Consider the following 18,183-nt stretch of genomic DNA (forward strand, 5'->3'; position numbering starts at 1 on the left):
ATCCCGATCCACCGGCCCAGCTCTCAGGGGTGGATCCCGGAGCCGGTCCACCGAAAAGGGCAGCCGCCGGCGTCTACTCCTCCACCCGTAGCGGCGCGATGGTCAGCAGCCCGCACCCGTATGCCCGCCCCTTTCCGACGCCACCGGTCATCGCGGCTCGCAGGGCGTCGGGGTCGACGATTTCAGCGGTTCCCTCGAAGCGGACCCGGTGGTGACGCACCTTCTGGGCGTCGCCGCCCTTGCCGCGGCGGCCGACAGCGGCGTCCAGCGGGTGGGAGAGGTGTGTGTGGATCTTGAGACCTGCGATGCCTGCCCGCCGGTGCCACCAGTCATCGGCGTGGCGGCCCTGGAGGGCGACGACCGAGGGCAGGTTCGTGTACAGCTCCCGCGTGGTGCGGCCGGGGCGACGGATGGGGTTGGCGTCGCAGCGGTAGGACAGAAGGCGGCCATGGGCAAGGGCGTCCAGGAGCGGCTCGATGCTGCGTGAGGCAGCGCCGACCGCGTACCCGTCCGGCAGCCGTTCCGGGGTGATCTCCCTGTTGCTCTGGACCATGAGCACGGCCTGCCGCTCGGCCCGTTCGACCCGGTGCAGTACGCCGAAATGCCTGCGCGGCTCTTCGAGTTCAGGGAGGTCGGGGAAGAGGGACATCACGCGTCGGTGCATGGCCACGGCGTTGCGCAGCTCCTCGCGTACGTCGGTACGGGACGTGTCGAGAACGAGGCGGGCGAGCCAGGTGGTCATACGGCGGCCTCCGGACTGTCGGGCGAGGGCACGTTGGCGGCGTTCAGATGCCGGGCGAGGTCGTCGAGGTAGTCGGCGCCGAGCTTGTTGGTGTACAGCTGCTCGGGCGGATGCCAGGAGCCCCGGTAGAGCCTGCGGGTGCGGAAGACGCGCCGGTGCGACGCGGTGTCGACCGGTTCGTCCTGCACCTCGGAACTGGGACAGGAACCGTCGTCGGTGTCCTCGGGATGGCGTGGGAGCCAGCCGAGGGGGCGGTCGGCGAGCAGCGTCACGGCGGCCGGGGTCCTGGGCCGCGCCGGCAGGGGAAGCCGAAGGAGGCTGCCGAGGACGTCCGGGCTGCTTTCGAGCAGAACAGGGCCCTCGGGCGGACAGCCACGGCGGCCCAGGTACAGGGGCCAGCGCGGAGTAGTCAGCGCGTCGGCGCAGCGGTCGAGGACCGCCTCTTCCGGGCAGGTGAGCGCACAGACGAAGGCGGCGTCGGCAAGGTAGAGGCGGTGGCCGTACAGAGTGGACCTGTTCTCGCCGCGGTTACCGCCCTTGGCCGTTCGGACGGTGTCCTTGGGGGCCAGGCCGCCGCCGACGGTGTGCAGGTCGCGCAGCACGTAGCCGGGCCGGTCGATGCGCACCGTGAGTCCCAGTCGCCGCAGATCGCTGTTGTCCTGCCCGCGGGGCCGGCCCAGCGCGCAGGACAACAGGCCGAGTACGCCGGACTTGGTGGGGAAGGAGGCGGTGTCACGCTCTTGGGTGAAGTGGCTGTGCTCTCCCCAGGACTGCAACGGCGCGGCGAGGCGCAGCAGCAGCCCGGGCTGCCGAGGCGGCTGTGGCACGGTCACGCTCCGCTCCCCAGCGGGGCGAACGCGGCTCCGACGCCGGCTTCGACCAGCGCGTCGAAGGAGTCGACACGTGCCCCCAGTCCCTCGATGTCCTGGCCGGTACCGGCCCAGTGGGCGGAGAGGATGCGGTTACTGCCCATGAGAGTGGTGGCGGTTCGTGCGTACGCGACGAGCTGATCGCGGGACGCGGCGCCGTGTCCGCCGCCCTGCGCGAAGCGCACCGGGGTTTCGAAGGCGGCGGCGAAGGAGAGCGGGCGGTCGCTGCGGACACTGATGTGGACGAGGTCCGGTGCGGTGTGCGGTGCGGTGGAGTTCTTCTTGGCCTGCGGCAGGGAGCGGATGAAGGCGGAGAGGAAGGCCCCTGCGATGTTACGGGCGTCCTCGGAGGCGTCGCGGGGGCCTTGGGAGGTGTGGACCTTGCCCATGTTGGCGATGAGTTCGCGCAGGTCGATCGTGGCGAAGCGGTAGAAGGTGCCGGCGGAGAACTCGGCCTCGTTGAGGTGGCCGCTGCCGGTCTCGCCCCATGCGGCGGTCAGGTCGTCGACGGCGGTGAAGTAGTCGACCTGGACATCGCTGCGGTGGGTGGTGAAGGCGTGGGCGACCTGGACCGCCCCGTCGACATCGGCACCGTCGACCTCGGCGAGCATGCGGCCGAAGGTGTGGATGACGGCGTTGCCCCGGCGGATGATCTCCTGGATTTCGGCTGCGGGAAGCTGCGACTTGTCCGTCGCCTTCTCGATCTTCTTTTTCTTGATCTTGTCCGGGTGCTCGGCGGCGAGGGCGGCGAGTTCCTCAATCGATTCGGAGGACAGATAGACGAGTCCGTTGGTGATGGCCTCGTAGTCCTCCTGGTCCGGCTTCCCCTCGATGGCGAACTTGATACCGGAGGCCGCCACGACATGAGCACCGGCCCGGCGTGCTTCCTGGTGACCCCACCCGTGCTTCTCCTTCAGCACATCGGCGACGGCCTTGCCGATCCGGCGGGTCCGGGTGGCGTACTGGCCGATCTCCTTCTGGAATTCCTCGCGCAGCGCCCTCTTCCACGACTGGCTGCTGACACGGGTGCGCCGCACACCGCCGTAATCCACCGTCTTGACGGCGTTGAGGTCGTCGCGGTTCAACGTGGACACGGGGACGCTCTGGAGGACGTGGACGTCCACGAAGCAGGCGGGCAGGTGCGCGGTCGCCACGGAGGGCTCCTTCTGGAGTGGTGTGCGGGTACGGCGGTCGGGCTGTGGGTGATCAGGCTTCCGGGACGGCCTGGGCCGCGTCGGATTCGTCCTTCTTCCCCCACTCGTCGCGGTGGAGGGTACGGAAGTAGTCCTGCTGCCACCGGCTCCCGATCTCGGCGGCGTTCCACGGCCAGCGGATCAGGTCGCTCAGCATCTGGGCCCAGTCGGGTTCGGTCTCGTACTGGCGCAGGAGGCGGGTGGTCTGGGGGAGGTAGCGGTGCAGCCCGGCGGGGCTCTGGCGGACGAGGAGTTCCAGACGTCTGCGGGTGTTGTCCCGTCGGCGTGAGCGTTCCTGCGCGGGAGAATTGAGAACGGACTCGGCGAGAGTGTGACCGAAGCTGACACCGTAGGCACCGTTCAGCTGCTCCGCCCTCGGCTCCTCCACCGGCCGGTCGCGAACGACGTGACGAGGCTGGTCGGCGATGAGCGCGGCGACCGCGTAGTAGGCGCGGTCCCGCTCCCGGTTCCGCCTCTCGGGGAGCCAGTGCGCGATGAACTCGTGCATCCCGGAGGCCTGGTCGATGTCCTTGCCCAGGCCTCGGCGCAGGCGCCCGTGCGCCCCGGGGTTGTCTGCGCACAGCTGCCGGATCTCCCGTACGAAACGCAGGTTCTCGGCACGGCGCTCCTGCGCCGTGGCCCTGCGGTCTTCTGCCATGGGGCACCTTCCGGTCGGCGTGGTGACTACTTGTTCTTGCGCACGGGACGCGTCGCCCACAGCAGGCCATAGGCTTCGACCACTGCCTGGTTCCCGCGGGTGGAGCGGGTGAGCGGTTCGGTCGCGTGCTTGTAGGCTTCCTGGGCAAGTCGCAGGAAGGCGTCGCGCGCACCACGGATGTCCAGGCCGCCGTCGGGGTCCTCACGGGTGCGTTCGAGGCGGTCGAAGCGGGACCAGAACTCGCGCTCGGCGGCCGGCCAGTACAGCGCCTCGGCCTGCGGGACGAGTTTGCCCGCCTGCTTGGGATCGCCCCTCGTGTACAGCTCCCATGCCTTGCGCACTGCTCCGACGAGGTTCTCCCCGTACCGTTCGCCCAGCCTGCGCAGCCGTCCGACCGCGACCTGGGCTTCGGGGATCCGATCGGTCAGGTGGCCCACGGTCGAGGGGGTGAGGCCGCTGACGAACTGGATGTTCTTGGACTTGTCCTGGTCCAGGCCGAGTGCCCTGATACGCAGTTGTTCGGTGAGCTCGACCGCCGTCGCGAACAGTCTGGGGCGCTCCACCGTGGTCGCCTCGCCGTCGGCCTCCGGGGGCTGGTGGCCCAGCAGGCCGTCCAGATCCCTCCACAGGGCCCTGTTTGCCCTGGCGGGCCGGGCAGAACGGATGTCCTCGTTCTTCACGGTCCTGTGTTCCCAGACGAGGTACGGGTCGTCGAAGGCTCCCGGGAGGCGGTACGCCCAGGTGATGCGGGCGTCGGTGACGTGCTCCCCGCGGTCGTCGGGCTGGAGCAGGAGAGCGTGCCGCGAGATGTCCGTCCACCAGCCGCAGGGGCCGAGCGGAACCGGCGGAGCACCCGTCGGGTCTGTCGGCTCGTCCCGCTCCCAGGAGCAGAGGTCTTCCGTACGCCGCACTTCCGTCCCTGGGCGCACGAGCCCGGCGAGAAGGGTGACCAGCAGCGATTCCCCTTCCGGGTGGTAGGAGAGCGATCCGTGCAACGGTCCGCGCCTGGCCTCGGAGATCCGCTCTCCGTGGAGCAGCCGGGGGGTGCACTTGCCGGGGGCGCCGTAGTAGTGCCACATCAGCAGGTACAGCACCGCCGTGGCCGCGGAGAGCGGATGCGGGGCGTCGTCACGGACGTGACCGAACCAGGAGTGGTTGTTGCCCGAAGGGCGGGTCACCACCAGTTTGTTCACGCCGCTCGACTCGGTGCACTCCTCCGCCAGACGCGGGTCCTGCAGCCACGGACGGCCGTTCGCACCACCGTCGAAGAGGAAGAACCGGTGGTGCCACTGATCGATGTAGCCCTCGATACGGCACTGCGGCAGTGCTCCGCTTTCGAAGACTTCCTCACGTCGGCACAACCAGTCGATGTCCGGGGCCTCGTCATCCCGGTACTCGTCCAGTTTGGTGACCCGTGCGGTGAGCGCGTACAGCACCCGCAGGAGTGCCGAGTGGGCGGCGGCGAGCGGGATGTCCAGGGCCTCGATGTCCTGGCAGCGCTCCAGAAGGCCCCGGAGCCCCAGGGAGTCGGGGCCGTTCCGGCCGGGGAGCCAACGCACCGGAATCCACGGCTCGTCGAAGAGATTCATCGCCCGTGACGGTTCCATGGCTCCCCCGGTCTCCCACATTCTCTTCCGCTCCGGAGAGCCGCACGGCAGCCCTGTCCCGGAGCGGCGCGCACTCACCGTGCCCCCAATGGAACTTTACGTAGTCCTGGGTTGTCGGCGAGCGTAGACGATCACGATTCGCGGTGTGACTCATTCGGGGAATCGGGCAGTCAACTGAGCCTGATCAAGCCGGTCCTGGTGAGCCCGAGCCGCATGTTCCCGAGGAAGCCCGTGGAGGGGTCGCCGTCCGCGCCCAGCACTACCGGGAACACCCTGTTCAGCCACGTCCGCTCGTTCCATTGCCGGAACTTGATGTTCTCGACGCCGTCGAACCGCTTGCGGTCCATCTGCGCCGAGAGCCCACCCTCGGGCACCCACTGCGGCGGAACCGGAATCGCGTGCCGGGCCAGAGCGGCCACGGCCGAGCCTCCCCCGTCCTTGAGGCGCGGCACTTCCTCCTTCCCCTCGGGATCCAGGAAGGCAACCATGCCCCGGAGATGAATGAACAGCACATATGCCTCCTCGAAGCCCATCGTGGCCGCGAGGCGCTCCTCCGTGAGGCCATGCTCGGTCCAGGTCAGCTCGTACAGGTCGCCATGGACATCCGCCGGGCCGCGGATACCGGCGCGCCGGGCGTCGTACAGCAGCCAGGCCTCGTGTCCTTCGGCCTCCGCGGCCAGAAGGCGGTCATCCGGCCTGGCTCGGATGTCCTCGAACGCGGCCAGATAGCTGTCCGAGTCGTACACCTGACGGATCAACCGGGCCGTGTCGCCGGGAAGTCGGAGCTGCGGGCCGTGCGATCGGAGCGCTTGAACCGTGTGCTGCCGCAGGGCCCGGTCCATCGGCGAGTCGGCATGCTCCCCGCCGTCCAGGATGGTCAGGCACCGGCCGTGAGAAGCCCGGGCCAGCAGCGACGGCAACGGGGCGGAACGAGTGACGACCCGTTCGAAACGGAACGGAAGGTACTCGGCGAAGGCGGGGGTGGTGACAAGAACCGAACCGTCCCGCGCCGGGTTCTCGTGGGCTGCCGTGCATTCCTCCATCAGTTCGCGGAAGTGGTGTCGACGGAATCGCTGGTGCAGCAGCCGGACCTCGCCGGGCGTCGCGTGCCCGCGACGGTGCTGTTCGATCGCGGTGAAGGTCCGCTGGGCCTCCTCCACACTGTCGCAGCACACAAGGGTTGAGCCGGTGCCCCCGGACCGATCCGTGACGGCGTCCACGTACGGGCCCGTGCCACCGGGTCTCGGCCGGACTTCGAGCAGGGACACGGACAGGACCGAATCCTCGGGGGCTTCGTCGGCGACCGCGGTGACCGAACCGTCCAGCCCGTCGACGTACAGCCAGCCCGGCTTCGGCAACTCCGCCGACGGCGGCGCACCGCCCTCCCAGGTCTTCGGCCTCCGGGCCACTCGCACGCCGCTCTGGTAGGCCTTCACCAGACGGTCGGCGCTCTCCCCGGCCAGGGTGTCGGTCAGCAGGACCACGGATGTCCCGAGGGCCGCCAGCCACTCCACCAGCAGGCACAGGAGCTGGTGCAGCGCCGGCTCCTGCGGGCGCACGTCGTCCACCACGAAGACCTTCTCGCTGAGCCCGAAAAGCCGTACCGCGTTGTCCGGAACGGGCAGGACGGCCAACAGGAACTGGTCGAGCACGCCCACTCCGAGCGAGGCCAGCCACCCACGGCGCTGCGGGGTGAGCCACTTCTTCGCGACGGCTTGGTCCTCCGGGGCGAGGCTGAGTTCGGGGACCTCCTCGAAGGCCGTCTCCGGCCCGGCGTCGAAGGACAGCGCGTGAAGGCGGACGAGCATGCCGGAGCCCTCCAGAAGCGTGCCGGCCAACGACGCCAGCTCCTTCGACGCATCGTCAAGGTGCATCTCGTCCGGCAGCGCGAGAGCGATGCCTCGGGCTTTGGACGCGCGGCCCAGGTTCGAGGCCGCCACCATCCCGAGCCGTCGGCGGGCGGGGCCCGCGGGAGCACTCACCAGCAGCATGCCGCCCTGCGCGGGCCCGGCCTCCGTGAGCAGCCGTCGCGCGAGTCGGCCGTGCACGGAGCTGTCCGGGAACCCGGCGGTCCGCAGCAGTTCCTCCCCCGACGAGGCAGCGAATCCGCACCGCCCCAGAGCCTGTTTCCCCACTCTCTCGCGGGCCGTCTCCCGGACGCGCTCCCAGTGCTGCCGAAGGGCTTCGTCGCAGCAGCACGCCTCGTCCGCGAGACAGCGCACCGACTCGATCGACTTCGTGTCGCTGGCCATCCAGTCCGCCACCATCACCACACCCAGCACCACGACCGCGAGCTCGGCCGGGAGCATGCCCGTCGGCACCGGGCCGTCGTCCGTGATCAGCGTGCGCACCATGCGGACGTGGCGGAGGCGCTGCTCCGGCCATTCGCCCAGCCCGAGCTGCGGCAGGAATGTTTCCGGACTCCTCAGCTGCCGCCTCTCCATCCGCGGGTGGAACAACCCGTGGTGCCCGCCCAGTAATTGGCCAACGGCATGACCGACGAGAGTACGGGCCCGCCCGCCGGGAGCGGTCGCCGAGTAGCCCAGTTGCTCAAAGATCCCGGGCAGGGCCCAGTGCGTGATCCTGCCGTGCGACCCCGCCCTGTTGTCGGTGCCGTATCTGCCGTGCCGGTAGCGGCCGTCAGCGAGTAGTCGTTCGAAGCGCTCCGGGTACTTCTTCCGTGCCTCCGTGGAGAGGAAGTGCTGGTACGACGGAGAGATCTTCCCCACGTCGTGCAGCGCGGCCCAAAAGGCCAGCTCCCGTGCGGCGTCACGCTCCGACAGTCCAAGCTCGCGGGCAACGCGGGCACGCTGGAACGGCCCGACGGTCGACTCCCACAGTTCCGCGAAGTAGGCACCGGTGTCGATGAGATGACATACCACCGGATACGGCTGCGTCAGTTTGCTCTGCTTGCCCCACAGACGGGTGTCCAGGAGTCGGGTCCGGCCGTGTCGGCAGAGGGGGCTCGCGCCACTGGACCCGGTTTCGGCACTGATCTCCATATGAGTGTTCTAGCAGCACGTCCAAGACATCTACCGTCAAACAGACTTCATTTGGCGTACAGTCGGACGTGGGTCGAGGAGATCCAGCGACTGCACGGCAGGGGATGCGTCCCCACGGCTCAGTGACACTGCCCAGCGGGTCCCGAGCCAGGTATCCGTGTAGCCGCCGATCTCCAAGGTGTCACTACATGAACAAGTCCGAGAACCGCTGCAGTGGGTTCTTCAAGCAGTTCGCCGGCTCCTTCGTCGGCAAGCTGCTTGCGGGGATCCTGCTGGATTGGTGGTCAGGGCAGTAGTCCCGACCCGTGGCCCGGACTTCGGTCCGGGCCTCTCTTCGTTCCTGGGGCCGATCGCCGTCCCCGGCGAGTGAGGTCACGTCCCGCCGGGACGGTGGATGTTCACCGGCAACCACCAGGGGTGCTCCGCCCACCACTCGGCCGATCGCCCGTCCCCCGCGCGGAATCGGCCCTCCCCCGGAGCACCTCCCCCAGGGACTCCTCCCGCCACCGCGCCAGCAGTTCGTGGAAGGCGACGGCGCCGTGCGGGTAGGCGGTGGGGCCGTTGGGGCGGCCTCTGCCTTCTCGGTTGTAGTAGCCGGGGGTGCACTCGGCGTGGAACCACTCGTGGTCGGGGGCGCCTTCGGTGAGGGTGGCGAGCCAGGCGTCCTCGGTCTCGGTGGAGGGTTCGACGAGGGCGTCGGCGGCTTCGGCGGCCGCTACGAGGGCGGCGGCGTGGCGGGCCTGCTCGTCCAGGATGTGGGTGAAGTTGACGCTGCTGGCGTTCTGGAGGGAGCCCAGCTGGATCAGGTTGGGGAAACCGTTGCTGGTGAATCCGTGGAGGGTGCGCGGGCCCCGGCGCGCCCACCTGTCCAGCAGTCCGACGCCGCCCCGGCCGCGGACGGGGAGCCGGCCCGAGTGGATGCCGGAGGCGCCGACGTCGAACCCGGTGGCGAAGATCAGGCAGTCGAGTGCGTACCGGATGCCGCCGACCACGACACCGTCCTCGGTGACGCGCTCGATGCCGTGGGTGTCCGCGGTGTCGACGAGGGTGACGTCGTCGCGGTTGAACGCCGGGTAGTACAGGTCGGAGAAGGTGGGGCGCTTGCAGGCGTAGCGGTACCAGGGCTTGAGCTTGTGCGCCGTCTCCGGGTCGGTGACGATCCGGTCGACGCGGGCGCGGAGTTCGTTCATCTTGGCGGCGTCGGCGGTCTCGTAGCCCGCCTCGAACGCCTCGCGGTCGCCGTGGCGCCGGAAGCTGGGCAGGAGCTTCTCCAGCAGGCCGGCCGACTCGGTCCACCGGTCCGCCACGAGGTCCTGTTCGGTGTGCTCCCCGGAGACGATGCGGAGGTAGTTCTCCCGTCGTCTGCGGGCCCAGCCCTCGCGGTCGGCGCCGACGTCCTGGGCGGTGGTGCGGCGGTTGGCCCGTACGTCCACGGTGGAGGGGGTGCGCTGGAAGACGTAGAGGTGCGCGGCGTCCTCGGCCAGCATCGGGACGGCCTGGACGGCGGTGGCGCCGGTGCCGACGATGCCCACCCGCTTGCCGGCGAGGCCGGTCATGCCGCCCTCGGGGGTGCCGCCGGTGTAGCCGTAGTCCCACCGCGAGGTGTGGAACGTGTGCCCCTTGAACGCCTCGATCCCGGGGATCCCGGGCAGCTTCGGGTCGGTGAGGGTGCCGGTGGCGGTGATGACGTACGTGGCCCGGAAGGCGTCGCCGCGGTCCGTGGCCACGATCCAGGTCTCCGAGGCTTCGTCCCAGGTCAGGGCCGTGACGGCGGTGGAGAAGAGTGCGTCCGCGTAGAGGTCGGCGTGGCGCGCGATCCGGACCGCGTGGCGGCGGATCTCGTCGCCGGGGGCGTACTTCCACTCCGGTACGTAGCCGGTCTCGTCGAGCATCGGCAGGTACACGTGGGACTCGATGTCGCAGTGGATGCCCGGGTACCGGTTCCAGTACCAGGTGCCCCCGAAATCGCCGCCCTTCTCGACGATCCGGATGGACTCCACGCCCCGGCTCCGCAGGTGTGCCCCGGCGAGGATGCCGCCGAACCCGCCACCGATCACCGCGACGTCAACGGTGTCGCGGCGGGGCTCCCGCTCGTCCGGCCCGGTCGTGTACGGGTCGGCGGCGTAGTAGCCGAACTCGGCGTCCGCGGTGCGGTACTGGGCGGCACCGTCGGGACGGACGCGCCGTTCGCGTTCGAGCCGGTAACGCCGTTCCAGTTCCGACAGTTCACCGGAGTCCAGTTGCTGATGCACCGTCATGCGTATTCCATTCGCGGGCTGTTGGGGCACGGGGTGGGTGTGGTCGGCTACGGTAGCAAGCACCGGACAACACTGTCCGGTTGCGGTTCGACGGCACGGCGGTATTCGGCCAGACGGCATGTCGCCCCTTTGGGGCGTGTACACGCTCCGGATCAGCGGAGACCTCGCGACGAACAGGAAGTGTGATCCCCCATGCAGCAGCTTTCGGCCCGTTCCTTCGCCGTGCTCGCCGCGGTCGGCACCCTGCTCCTCACCGGATGCGGTACGGAGAGTTTCGGCCCCGGGGACACGGCGCCCTCCGCCACCGGGGGCAGGACCGTCCGAGCGCAGAAGGTCATGCGGCTGACCCGGCCGCACGCCGAGACCGGGATGACCCTGCTGGAGGGACCCACCTTCGACGCGAACGGCGACCTGCTCGTCGTCGACGTCACCGCCCCCGCGGGCAGGCCCAAGGTCATGCGGGTGGACGTCGGAGGAAAGACCTCCCGCGCGTTCCACACCGACGGCCGGGGCGCCTACACCTCGGCGCAGTTCAGCCCGTACGACGGGCGGCTCTACCTGAGCGACTTCGCGCACGGCGAGATCGTCAGCCTGGCCCCCGGCGGCGGCGATCCCCGGACCTTCTTCTCCGGCGAGGTCGACGGGGCCCGGATGAGCCCGGACGACATCGCCTTCGACCCGGAGGGCAACCTGTACATCAGCGATTCCCGCGGGCTGTCCGAGGGCGAGCCGCACGGGCGCGTGGTGCGGATCGGCCGCGACGGCGGGAAGACGACGGTCCTGGCCAAGGATCTGGCCGCCCCGAACGGGATCTCGTTCGACTCGGAGTACCGCGGGCTGTGGTTCAGCGAACTCACCGAGAACCGGATCTCGTACCTGCGTCTCGATCAGGAGGGAAGGGTTACGTCCCGGCACACCGCCATCCGGGTGAACGGCGGGATCGCGCAGACCGACTCGATCGCCGTGGACGCGGACGGCAATCTCTACCAGGGGCTGCACGGCCGGGCCGCGATGGCCGTGTACGACCGGAACGGCGAGCGGCTGGCGACGGTCGAACTCCCGCCCGGCACAAAGGGGTTGGAGTCGGCGACGAACGTCGCCATCACCCCCGGCGGGACGAGGGCCTACCTGACCGTCAGCGGCCCGGCCGGCGGGTATCTGTACGCCTTCGACGCGCTCGCGGCGGGCACCCGGCAGTCCAACGGGGGCTGACCCCGGCCCCGGCTCAGCCCTCGAAGGAGGCCACCCGTCCCACCTCGACCCCGAGCAGCCGCCAGGCGGCCAGCGCCCGGAGCTCCCTCTCCTCGCGCATGGGACCGGTGACCGCGGCGGAGACCATGGCGACCGCGAGCGTCAGGTCCTGTCCGGCGCCCAGCCGGTGGCCGCCGGGCAGCCGGCACCGCAGCGCGCGTTCCACGCGCCCGGACAGGCCCGCCGCATGTGCGCGGACGTCGGAGCGGGCGGCCGGCCGGCCGGTGTGCAGCAGGCCGATGAAGGCCGACGACTCGATCAGGTGCCAGGTCAGCACGCCGAGAACGTCCGCGAAGGCCATGTCGGCGGTCCCGGCCGCCCGCTCGATCTGCCGGACGTTCTCCTCCAGCACCGCCGCCACCGCGGCGGCCCGGTCCGGGAAGTGCCGGTAGAGCACGCCCTGCCCGACCCCGGCCCTGCGCGCGATCGCGGACAGGGGTGCCTCCAGGCCGTGCTCCGCGAAGATCTCACGGGCGGCGGCGACCAGCGCGGCCCGGTTGCGGACGGCTGCCCTCGGCCCGTCGTTCGCGGGCCGCCGCCCGTCCTGCCCGGTCTGCTCCGTCACCCCGAAAGCGTACCGGCCGAGCCGTTCCCGCCCCCTCCGCACGGCCCGCCCGGCCTTCCCCGGTGCGGTGCCTCGCGTCCGTGCACCGTTGCGGGAAGACTGGCGGCGGCAAGGAGCACATGGACGTATCCGAAGGGGGCACACCTATGCGGAACAGCCATCGGACCGAAGCCGAAGGGCTGTTGGCGCGGGCCGTCGAGGAGGAGGTGCGGCGGTCGGGCGGCCGGGCCGATGCCGGGGCGCTGACGGCGCGCGGGCGGGAGGCGCTGGACGAGCTGGCGGGTGCGGCTGCGGAGGAGTACGCCGCGTACGTGCGGGCGCTGGACGCGGAGGAGGCCGGGGCGCGGCCGCTGTCGGGGCGGCTCGACCGGGCGGCTCTGGCAACTCCCCTGCTGGTCACCGGGGTTGCCGCGGTCGCCGCCTTCGGCGCCGACCTCGCGTTCGGCACGGACGCGGGACCGGCGCTCGGCGCGGGTGCGGTGGTCGCGGTCGCGGGGGCCACCGCCACCGTCGCCCGGGTCACCGCCTCGCACTGGCCCGCCGCCCACCGCAGGGCCGGGGCGCTCGGGCAGCCGGGCGGGACGGAGCAGTTGAGGCTGCAGTGGCTGGCGGCGCTGGAGGTACGCGGCATCCGCCCCTTCCTCGACCAGCAGCGGATGCTCACCGCCGCCTCGCGCGCCCAGGCCGGGCAGGTTCCGCGGCAGTCACGGACCGCCCCGTCGCCGGGCCGCCGCGCGGACCGCAGTGCGGCGGCCCGTACCCGGGCGATGCTGGAGCAGTCGTTCGGCCATCTGCCCGAGTCCGAGGGGCCGTTCGCGGGGCGGCGCGGCGAGCTGGAGCAGATCGGGCGGTGGGTGCGCGAGGCCCGCGCGTCGACGGAGACCAGGCCGACCGTCGTCGTCCTGCACGGTGCGCCCGGTTCGGGGCGGACCGCGCTCGCGGTGCGGGCCGCGCACAGTCTGAAGGACCTGTTCCGCGGCGCCTGCGTGGTGGATCTCCGCGGCGGCGCCGGAGAGGGGCCACTGCCGACCCGGGACGCGCTGCTGCACCTGCTGAACCGGCTGGGCGCCGCCCGTGAGCAGCTGCTCTTCCGGGACGGCACGCCGGGCGCGGACCCCGCGGCCCGGGGTTCGGCGGAAGCGCACGTGCGGCGGCTGGGCGAGCTGTACGACCAGCATCTGGCCGGCACGCCCGTGGTGGTGGTGCTGGACGACGCCGCCGACGTGGCTCAGGTGTGCGCCCTGGTGCCCGAGGGTTCGGACAGCCTGGTGCTGGTCACCGCCCGCGAGCCGCTGGAACTGCCCGCCGACCTCCCGGCCCGGGTGCACCGGCTGCCGGTCGGCCCGCTGGACGCGGCGGGTGCGGAGGAGCTGCTGCGCGGGTCGGCCGGGTCGCCGCAACAGGGCCCGTACGACTCGCGGGGGACGGAGGCCGTCGCCGGGCTGTGCGGCGGGCTGCCGCTCGCGCTGCGGATCGCGGGCTCCTCCCTCGGTACGCGAAGCCCGGGCACGCTTGCCGCGGACCTCGCCGGGTACGAGCGGGTCCCGCCGGTGGAGCGGGCTTTGTGGCTGCGCTACACCGACCAGTCCGAGCAGGCGCGGCGGCTGCTGCGCCGGCTCGCGCTGGCGGGGCGGGCGAGCCTCGGGACCGCCGCGGCGGCGGCGCTGCTGGCCGCCGACGAGCAGGAGGCCGAGCGGCTGCTGACGGAGCTGGCCGGGGCCGGGCTGCTCAGCCGGGTCCGGGGCTCGCGCTACCGGCTGCACGACCTGGTGCGCTCCTTCGCCCTGACCCGGCTGCGGGACGAGGAGGAGGCGGCGGAGCGTACCGCCGCGCAGGAGCGGCTGATCCGTAACTACGCGGACCTGGCCGGTGCGGTGATCCGCATGGTGGACGGCAAGATGTCCACCCGGGCCGGCCAGTTCGGCTCGCACGGATTCAACTCGCTGGACGCCGCCCTGGGCTGGCTGGACCACGAGTCGAGTTTCATCACCTCCACGCTGCGGCACGCCGAGGGCGTCGACCAGCGCGCCGTACTGGATCTGCTGGGCGCGCTGTGCGACTACTGCCTGCTGCGCGGCGACCTCTACCGGCTCGGCGAGATCAGCGAGCTGACCCAGGCGGTGGACAAGGGGCTGCTGGAGCGGTCGGTGCAGTGGCGTACCGGGATCGCGGCGCGGCAGCTCGGTGAGCTGGACAAGGCCCGCACCACCCTGTCGTCGGTGGTCGGCCTCTACCGCGAGGCGGAGAACGCCGCGGGCACGGCGCTGGCTCTCTGCTCGCTCGGGATCACCCTGCACCACCAGGGCGACCTGACCGAGGCGTCGGCGCGGCTGCGGGAGGCGATCGGGCTCCAGTCCTCCGAGGAGCAGGCGGAGGACCGGGCGTGGTCGATGCACGCGCTGGCGGCCGTGGAGCGGGACCGGGCCCGGATCACCGAGGCGCTGACCCTGCTGGACGGGGCCCTGGTGCTGCACCAGGAGGGCGAGTCGCTGCACGGCGAGGCGTGGACCCGTTTCCAGCTCGGTCAGACCCTGCTGCGGATGGGCCGGGTGGAGCGGGCCGAGGACGCGCTGCGCGAGGCGCTGGAGCTGTACGGCGGGACCCGGGACGAGCGGGGCGAGGCGTGGGCGCTGACCCAGCTGGCCCGCGCCCGGCTGCTGGACGGCGACCCGGCCGCGGCGGTGGAGGGGCTGGAGGCGGCACTGGCCCGGCACCGGGACAGCGAGGACGCGCGCGGTGAGGCGTGGACGCTGTTCTACCTGGGCCAGGCCCTGGAGGAGGAGGGTGACGCCGACGGGGCGGTCCGGCAGCTGGAGCGGGCCCGCACGATGTTCTCCCGGATGCGGGACGGGTACGGGCTGGCGTGCGCCCGCCACCACGCGGGCCGGGTCACCCGGGACCAGCGGGCCGCCCGGACCGGGAACCTCCGCAACTCCGGCTTCGCCCGCCAGCTCCTGGTGGACGCCCGTGCCGATTTCCGGCGCATCGGGGTCGCCCACGGCGAGGCGTGGACGTGCCTGGAGCTGGCGTCGATCGACGCGGGCAACGACCGGGCCGGTCAGGCGCTCCAGCTGTGCGGCGAGGCGGTGGAGCTGTTCGACTCGTACGGGGACGCGCGGGGCGCGGACTGGGCCCGGTTCCTGCGGTGCACGCTGCTGCCGTACGCGTCGCCGGGCGGCAGCGAGGTGGGCACGGCGGTGGCCCAGCAGGAGCTGGCGGAGCTGCTCCGGACCGCGCACCCGGCGCGCGACGGCAAGCTGGTCGACTGCGCGGAGGCCTTCACGGTGGTGCTGAACCGCGGGGTCGACCTGGAGGACGGCTGGCAGGCCTGGCGCCTGGGCATGACGCCGTCGCGCCACGCCCGGGACGTCATGGGCGTGCCGGTCCCGTCCGCGTACAGCGCCTGAGGCTGCGCACAGCGCCGGAGGAGCACCCACGACGTGCCCGGGGGCTGCGTACGGGGTCCGGGGCGGCGCGCGAGGGGGCGTATGGGACGGCAGGACGCGCGGGACGGCCCCGGCACCGGAAGACATCGGTGCCGGGGCCGCCCGCTCGGCGCTACTTCCCCTTGGCGGAGCCCGCCCCCGCGGCGGCCTCGGCCGGCACCGCGTCCGGGTCCGGGGCCTCCTGGAAGTCGACCCTGCCCATGTGCCGGTTCATGGACTTCATCAGCAGCCACACGCCCACGGCGAGCGCCGCGAAGACGATGAAGCCGAGAACGCCGGGGGTCACCTTGTTCTTGTCGAGCTCAGCGGCAAGCGGAACGAGATCGGTCAGTGCCTGGGTCGCGTACATATCAGGCATTGTCGCGGATGCCCGCGAAGAGGTCGCTCTCGGGGAGGGAGGTATCGACGAGAGACTTCGCCAGCTCGTACTCCTCGGTCGGCCAGACCTCCTTCTGGATGTCCATCGGCACGCGGAACCAGCCGCCGTCCGGGTCGATCTGCGTGGCGTGCGCGATCAGCGCCTTGTCGCGGATCTCGAAGAACTCCGCGCACGGGACGTGCGTGGTCAGCGTGCGCTCGTCGCGCCCGAACTCCTTCCAGCGCTCCAGCCACTCCCCGTACGGCGACTCCAGGCCCCGGGCCAGCAGCGCCTCGTGCAGCGCGACCGTGCGCGGCCGGTTGAAGCCCTGGTTGTAGTAGAGCTTGCTCGGCTGCCAGACCGGGCCGAACTCCGCCTCGGGGAACTTCTCGGCGTCCGCCGCGCCGTCGAAGGCGATCATCGTGATCTTGTGGGTCATGATGTGGTCGGGGTGCGGGTACCCCCCGTTCTCGTCGTACGTCGTGATGGCCTGCGGCCGGAACGTACGGATGCTGCGGACGAGGCGGCCCGCGGCCACCTGCTCGTCCTCCAGCGCGAAGCAGCCCTCGGGCAGCGGGGGCAGCGGGTCGCCCTCGGGCAGACCGGAGTCGACGAAGCCGAGCCACTCCTGCTCGACGCCCAGGATCTCCCGGGCCTCCTCCATCTCCTTGCGGCGCACCTCGTGGATGTTCTCCTCGATGTACGGGTCGCCCTGGAGCTTCGGGTTGAGGATGGAGCCGCGCTCGCCTCCCGTGCAGGTCACCACCAGCACGTCCACCCCCTCGGACACATACTTGGCCATGGTGGCCGCGCCCTTGCTCGACTCGTCGTCGGGGTGGGCGTGGACGGCCATCAGACGCAGCTGCTCGGTCAAGACTCGATCCTCAGTGATTCGGCATGTGGGCAGGCTTCTATAGTGACCGAACCGGGGGATGGAAAATTCCTCGATCCCGGCACGGGGATCCCGCTCCAGGAGGAACGATCATGACCGCGGTGCGCGAGACGCCTGTGGAGAACCGCTACGGCCGCTCCGCCGACGCGCGGGCGGACCGCAAGCTCAAGATCGTCGGTTCGGTGCTGGGCGTCGTGTTCCTCGGTGTGATCGCGTGGATCGGCTACGACTACGTCACCGGCCAGGACATCAGCGCCGAGGTGATCAAGCGCCAGGTCGTCTCGGACCAGCGCGTCGACGTCCACCTCGAAGTGCGCAAGGACAAGGACGCCAAGGGCTACTGCACCCTGCGCGCCCAGCACGAGGACGGCAGCGACGTGGCCCGCAAGGACTTCCGCTTCGACCGGCGCACCGACCGGATCGACCAGGTCGTCACGCTGCGTACGACGGCCAGGGCGACCAGCGTGGAGCTGGTGGGCTGCACGGCCGACGGCGGGGCCGCGTCGCACTGACCGGCGCCCCGGCCGGCGTACCGGTCGGCGTCCGCCCGGACTGAACGGTCGTTTCCGCCCTGACCTGCGCGGACACGGTCCGGACGCTTTACCTTCTCCCCCTTTTCCTGGGGAATTGTTAGGCTCGTGGTTTCGCCCACCCGTCGTGGCACATGCTTACGGGTAGGGCGATGCTTTGTATTCCCAGCACCGACGAGGAGCACCCTGTGACCCAGACCAGCGAAAACGTCACCTGGCTCACGCAGGAGGCGTACAACCAGCTCAAGGCCGAGCTGGAGTACCTGTCTGGTCCCGCGCGCACGGAGATCGCCGTAAAGATCGCGGCGGCCCGTGAGGAAGGCGACCTGCGCGAGAACGGCGGGTACCACGCGGCCAAGGAGGAGCAGGGCAAGATGGAGCTCCGGGTGCGCCAGCTGACCCAGCTCCTGGAGCACGCGAAGGTCGGCGAGGCGCCGGCCGACGACGGCGTGGTCGAGCCCGGCATGGTCGTGACGATCGCCTTCGACGGCGACCCGGACGACACCCTGACCTTCCTGCTGGCCTCCCGCGAGTACGCGAGCTCGGACATCGAGACGTACTCCCCGCAGTCGCCGCTCGGCACCGGCGTGAACGGCAAGCGCATGGGCGACGACGCCGAGTACGAGCTGCCGAACGGCAGGATGGCCATGGTGAAGATCCTTTCGGCGAAGCCGTACACCGGCTGACCCTCCCCCGCACCGATACACGGGAGCCCCCGGCGGACGTACGCGCGCGTACGGGCCGGGGGCTCCCGTGTGTGTGCGGGCCCGTCGGAACGACCGGCCCGTGTGTGCGGGCCCTGTCGGAACGAC

Annotated in this window: 14 protein-coding genes; 4 read left to right on the plus strand and 10 right to left on the minus strand. The window is 71.2% G+C overall.

Annotation, left to right across the window (positions count from 1 at the left end):
* Positions 1-73 precede the first annotated feature (73 nt).
* The 7 genes from cas6e to ACFCV8_RS03420 form a co-directional block, all read right to left on the minus strand.
* Entirely contained in the window at positions 74-742 is a 669-nt protein-coding gene (gene cas6e / locus ACFCV8_RS03390) for a type I-E CRISPR-associated protein Cas6/Cse3/CasE (RefSeq protein ID WP_376683559.1), read from the minus strand.
* Positions 739-1,575, minus strand: coding sequence for a type I-E CRISPR-associated protein Cas5/CasD (gene cas5e, locus ACFCV8_RS03395; RefSeq protein WP_376683560.1), 837 nt, complete (start codon positions 1,573-1,575; stop codon positions 739-741). The genes cas6e and cas5e overlap by 4 nt, the downstream gene beginning before the upstream one ends.
* Positions 1,572-2,765 (minus strand): type I-E CRISPR-associated protein Cas7/Cse4/CasC, encoded by a 1,194-nt coding sequence (cas7e, locus tag ACFCV8_RS03400; RefSeq protein WP_376683561.1) that lies wholly within the window; start codon positions 2,763-2,765, stop codon positions 1,572-1,574. The genes cas5e and cas7e overlap by 4 nt, the downstream gene beginning before the upstream one ends.
* A gap of 52 nt (positions 2,766-2,817) precedes the next feature.
* Complete coding sequence (gene casB, locus ACFCV8_RS03405) at positions 2,818-3,462, minus strand: type I-E CRISPR-associated protein Cse2/CasB (RefSeq protein ID WP_376683562.1); 645 nt, start codon at positions 3,460-3,462, stop codon at positions 2,818-2,820.
* A 26-nt stretch (positions 3,463-3,488) separates the two neighbouring features.
* On the minus strand, positions 3,489-5,069 hold the full coding sequence (casA, locus tag ACFCV8_RS03410) for a type I-E CRISPR-associated protein Cse1/CasA (protein ID WP_376683563.1): 1,581 nt from the start codon (positions 5,067-5,069) through the stop codon (positions 3,489-3,491).
* Positions 5,070-5,239: 170 nt separating this feature from the next.
* A complete protein-coding gene (locus ACFCV8_RS03415) occupies positions 5,240-8,071 on the minus strand; it encodes a CRISPR-associated endonuclease Cas3'' (RefSeq protein WP_376683564.1) in 2,832 nt (943 codons plus the stop codon).
* 398 nt (positions 8,072-8,469) lie between these two features.
* Positions 8,470-10,329: a flavin-containing monooxygenase gene (locus ACFCV8_RS03420; RefSeq protein WP_376683565.1), complete on the minus strand. Its 1,860-nt coding sequence runs from the start codon at positions 10,327-10,329 to the stop codon at positions 8,470-8,472.
* Between the two features lie 192 nt (positions 10,330-10,521).
* Here ACFCV8_RS03420 and ACFCV8_RS03425 point away from each other — a divergent pair, with 192 nt between their 5' ends.
* Positions 10,522-11,541, plus strand: a complete 1,020-nt coding sequence (locus tag ACFCV8_RS03425; protein ID WP_376683566.1) for an SMP-30/gluconolactonase/LRE family protein — start codon at positions 10,522-10,524, stop codon at positions 11,539-11,541.
* A 13-nt stretch (positions 11,542-11,554) separates the two neighbouring features.
* Here ACFCV8_RS03425 and ACFCV8_RS03430 read toward each other — a convergent pair whose 3' ends face one another.
* A complete protein-coding gene (locus ACFCV8_RS03430; protein ID WP_376683567.1) occupies positions 11,555-12,145 on the minus strand; it encodes a TetR/AcrR family transcriptional regulator in 591 nt (196 codons plus the stop codon).
* Between the two features lie 146 nt (positions 12,146-12,291).
* Between ACFCV8_RS03430 and ACFCV8_RS03435 the strand changes: the two genes are divergently transcribed.
* The gene (locus tag ACFCV8_RS03435; RefSeq protein WP_376683568.1) at positions 12,292-15,552 is read left to right on the plus strand and encodes a tetratricopeptide repeat protein; all 3,261 of its coding nucleotides are present in this window, start codon (positions 12,292-12,294) and stop codon (positions 15,550-15,552) included.
* A 151-nt stretch (positions 15,553-15,703) separates the two neighbouring features.
* Here the strand turns inward: ACFCV8_RS03435 and ACFCV8_RS03440 are convergent, their stop codons facing one another.
* Together ACFCV8_RS03440 and mca are read right to left on the minus strand one after the other, a co-directional pair.
* On the minus strand, positions 15,704-15,940 hold the full coding sequence (locus ACFCV8_RS03440) for a hypothetical protein (protein WP_376683569.1): 237 nt from the start codon (positions 15,938-15,940) through the stop codon (positions 15,704-15,706).
* A 1-nt stretch (position 15,941) separates the two neighbouring features.
* Positions 15,942-16,823 carry a mycothiol conjugate amidase Mca gene (gene mca, locus ACFCV8_RS03445; protein ID WP_376683570.1) on the minus strand — a complete coding sequence of 294 codons (882 nt, stop codon included), beginning with the start codon at positions 16,821-16,823 and terminating at the stop codon, positions 15,942-15,944.
* A 110-nt stretch (positions 16,824-16,933) separates the two neighbouring features.
* Between mca and ACFCV8_RS03450 the strand changes: the two genes are divergently transcribed.
* Positions 16,934-17,353, plus strand: coding sequence for a DUF4307 domain-containing protein (locus ACFCV8_RS03450; protein ID WP_376683571.1), 420 nt, complete (start codon positions 16,934-16,936; stop codon positions 17,351-17,353).
* Positions 17,354-17,559: 206 nt separating this feature from the next.
* Positions 17,560-18,057 carry a transcription elongation factor GreA gene (gene greA / locus ACFCV8_RS03455; protein WP_352273436.1) on the plus strand — a complete coding sequence of 166 codons (498 nt, stop codon included), beginning with the start codon at positions 17,560-17,562 and terminating at the stop codon, positions 18,055-18,057.
* Positions 18,058-18,183 lie beyond the last annotated feature (126 nt).

It is taken from the genome of Streptomyces sp. NPDC056347 (genome assembly GCF_042262625.1).
Lineage (GTDB): Bacteria > Actinomycetota > Actinomycetes > Streptomycetales > Streptomycetaceae > Streptomyces.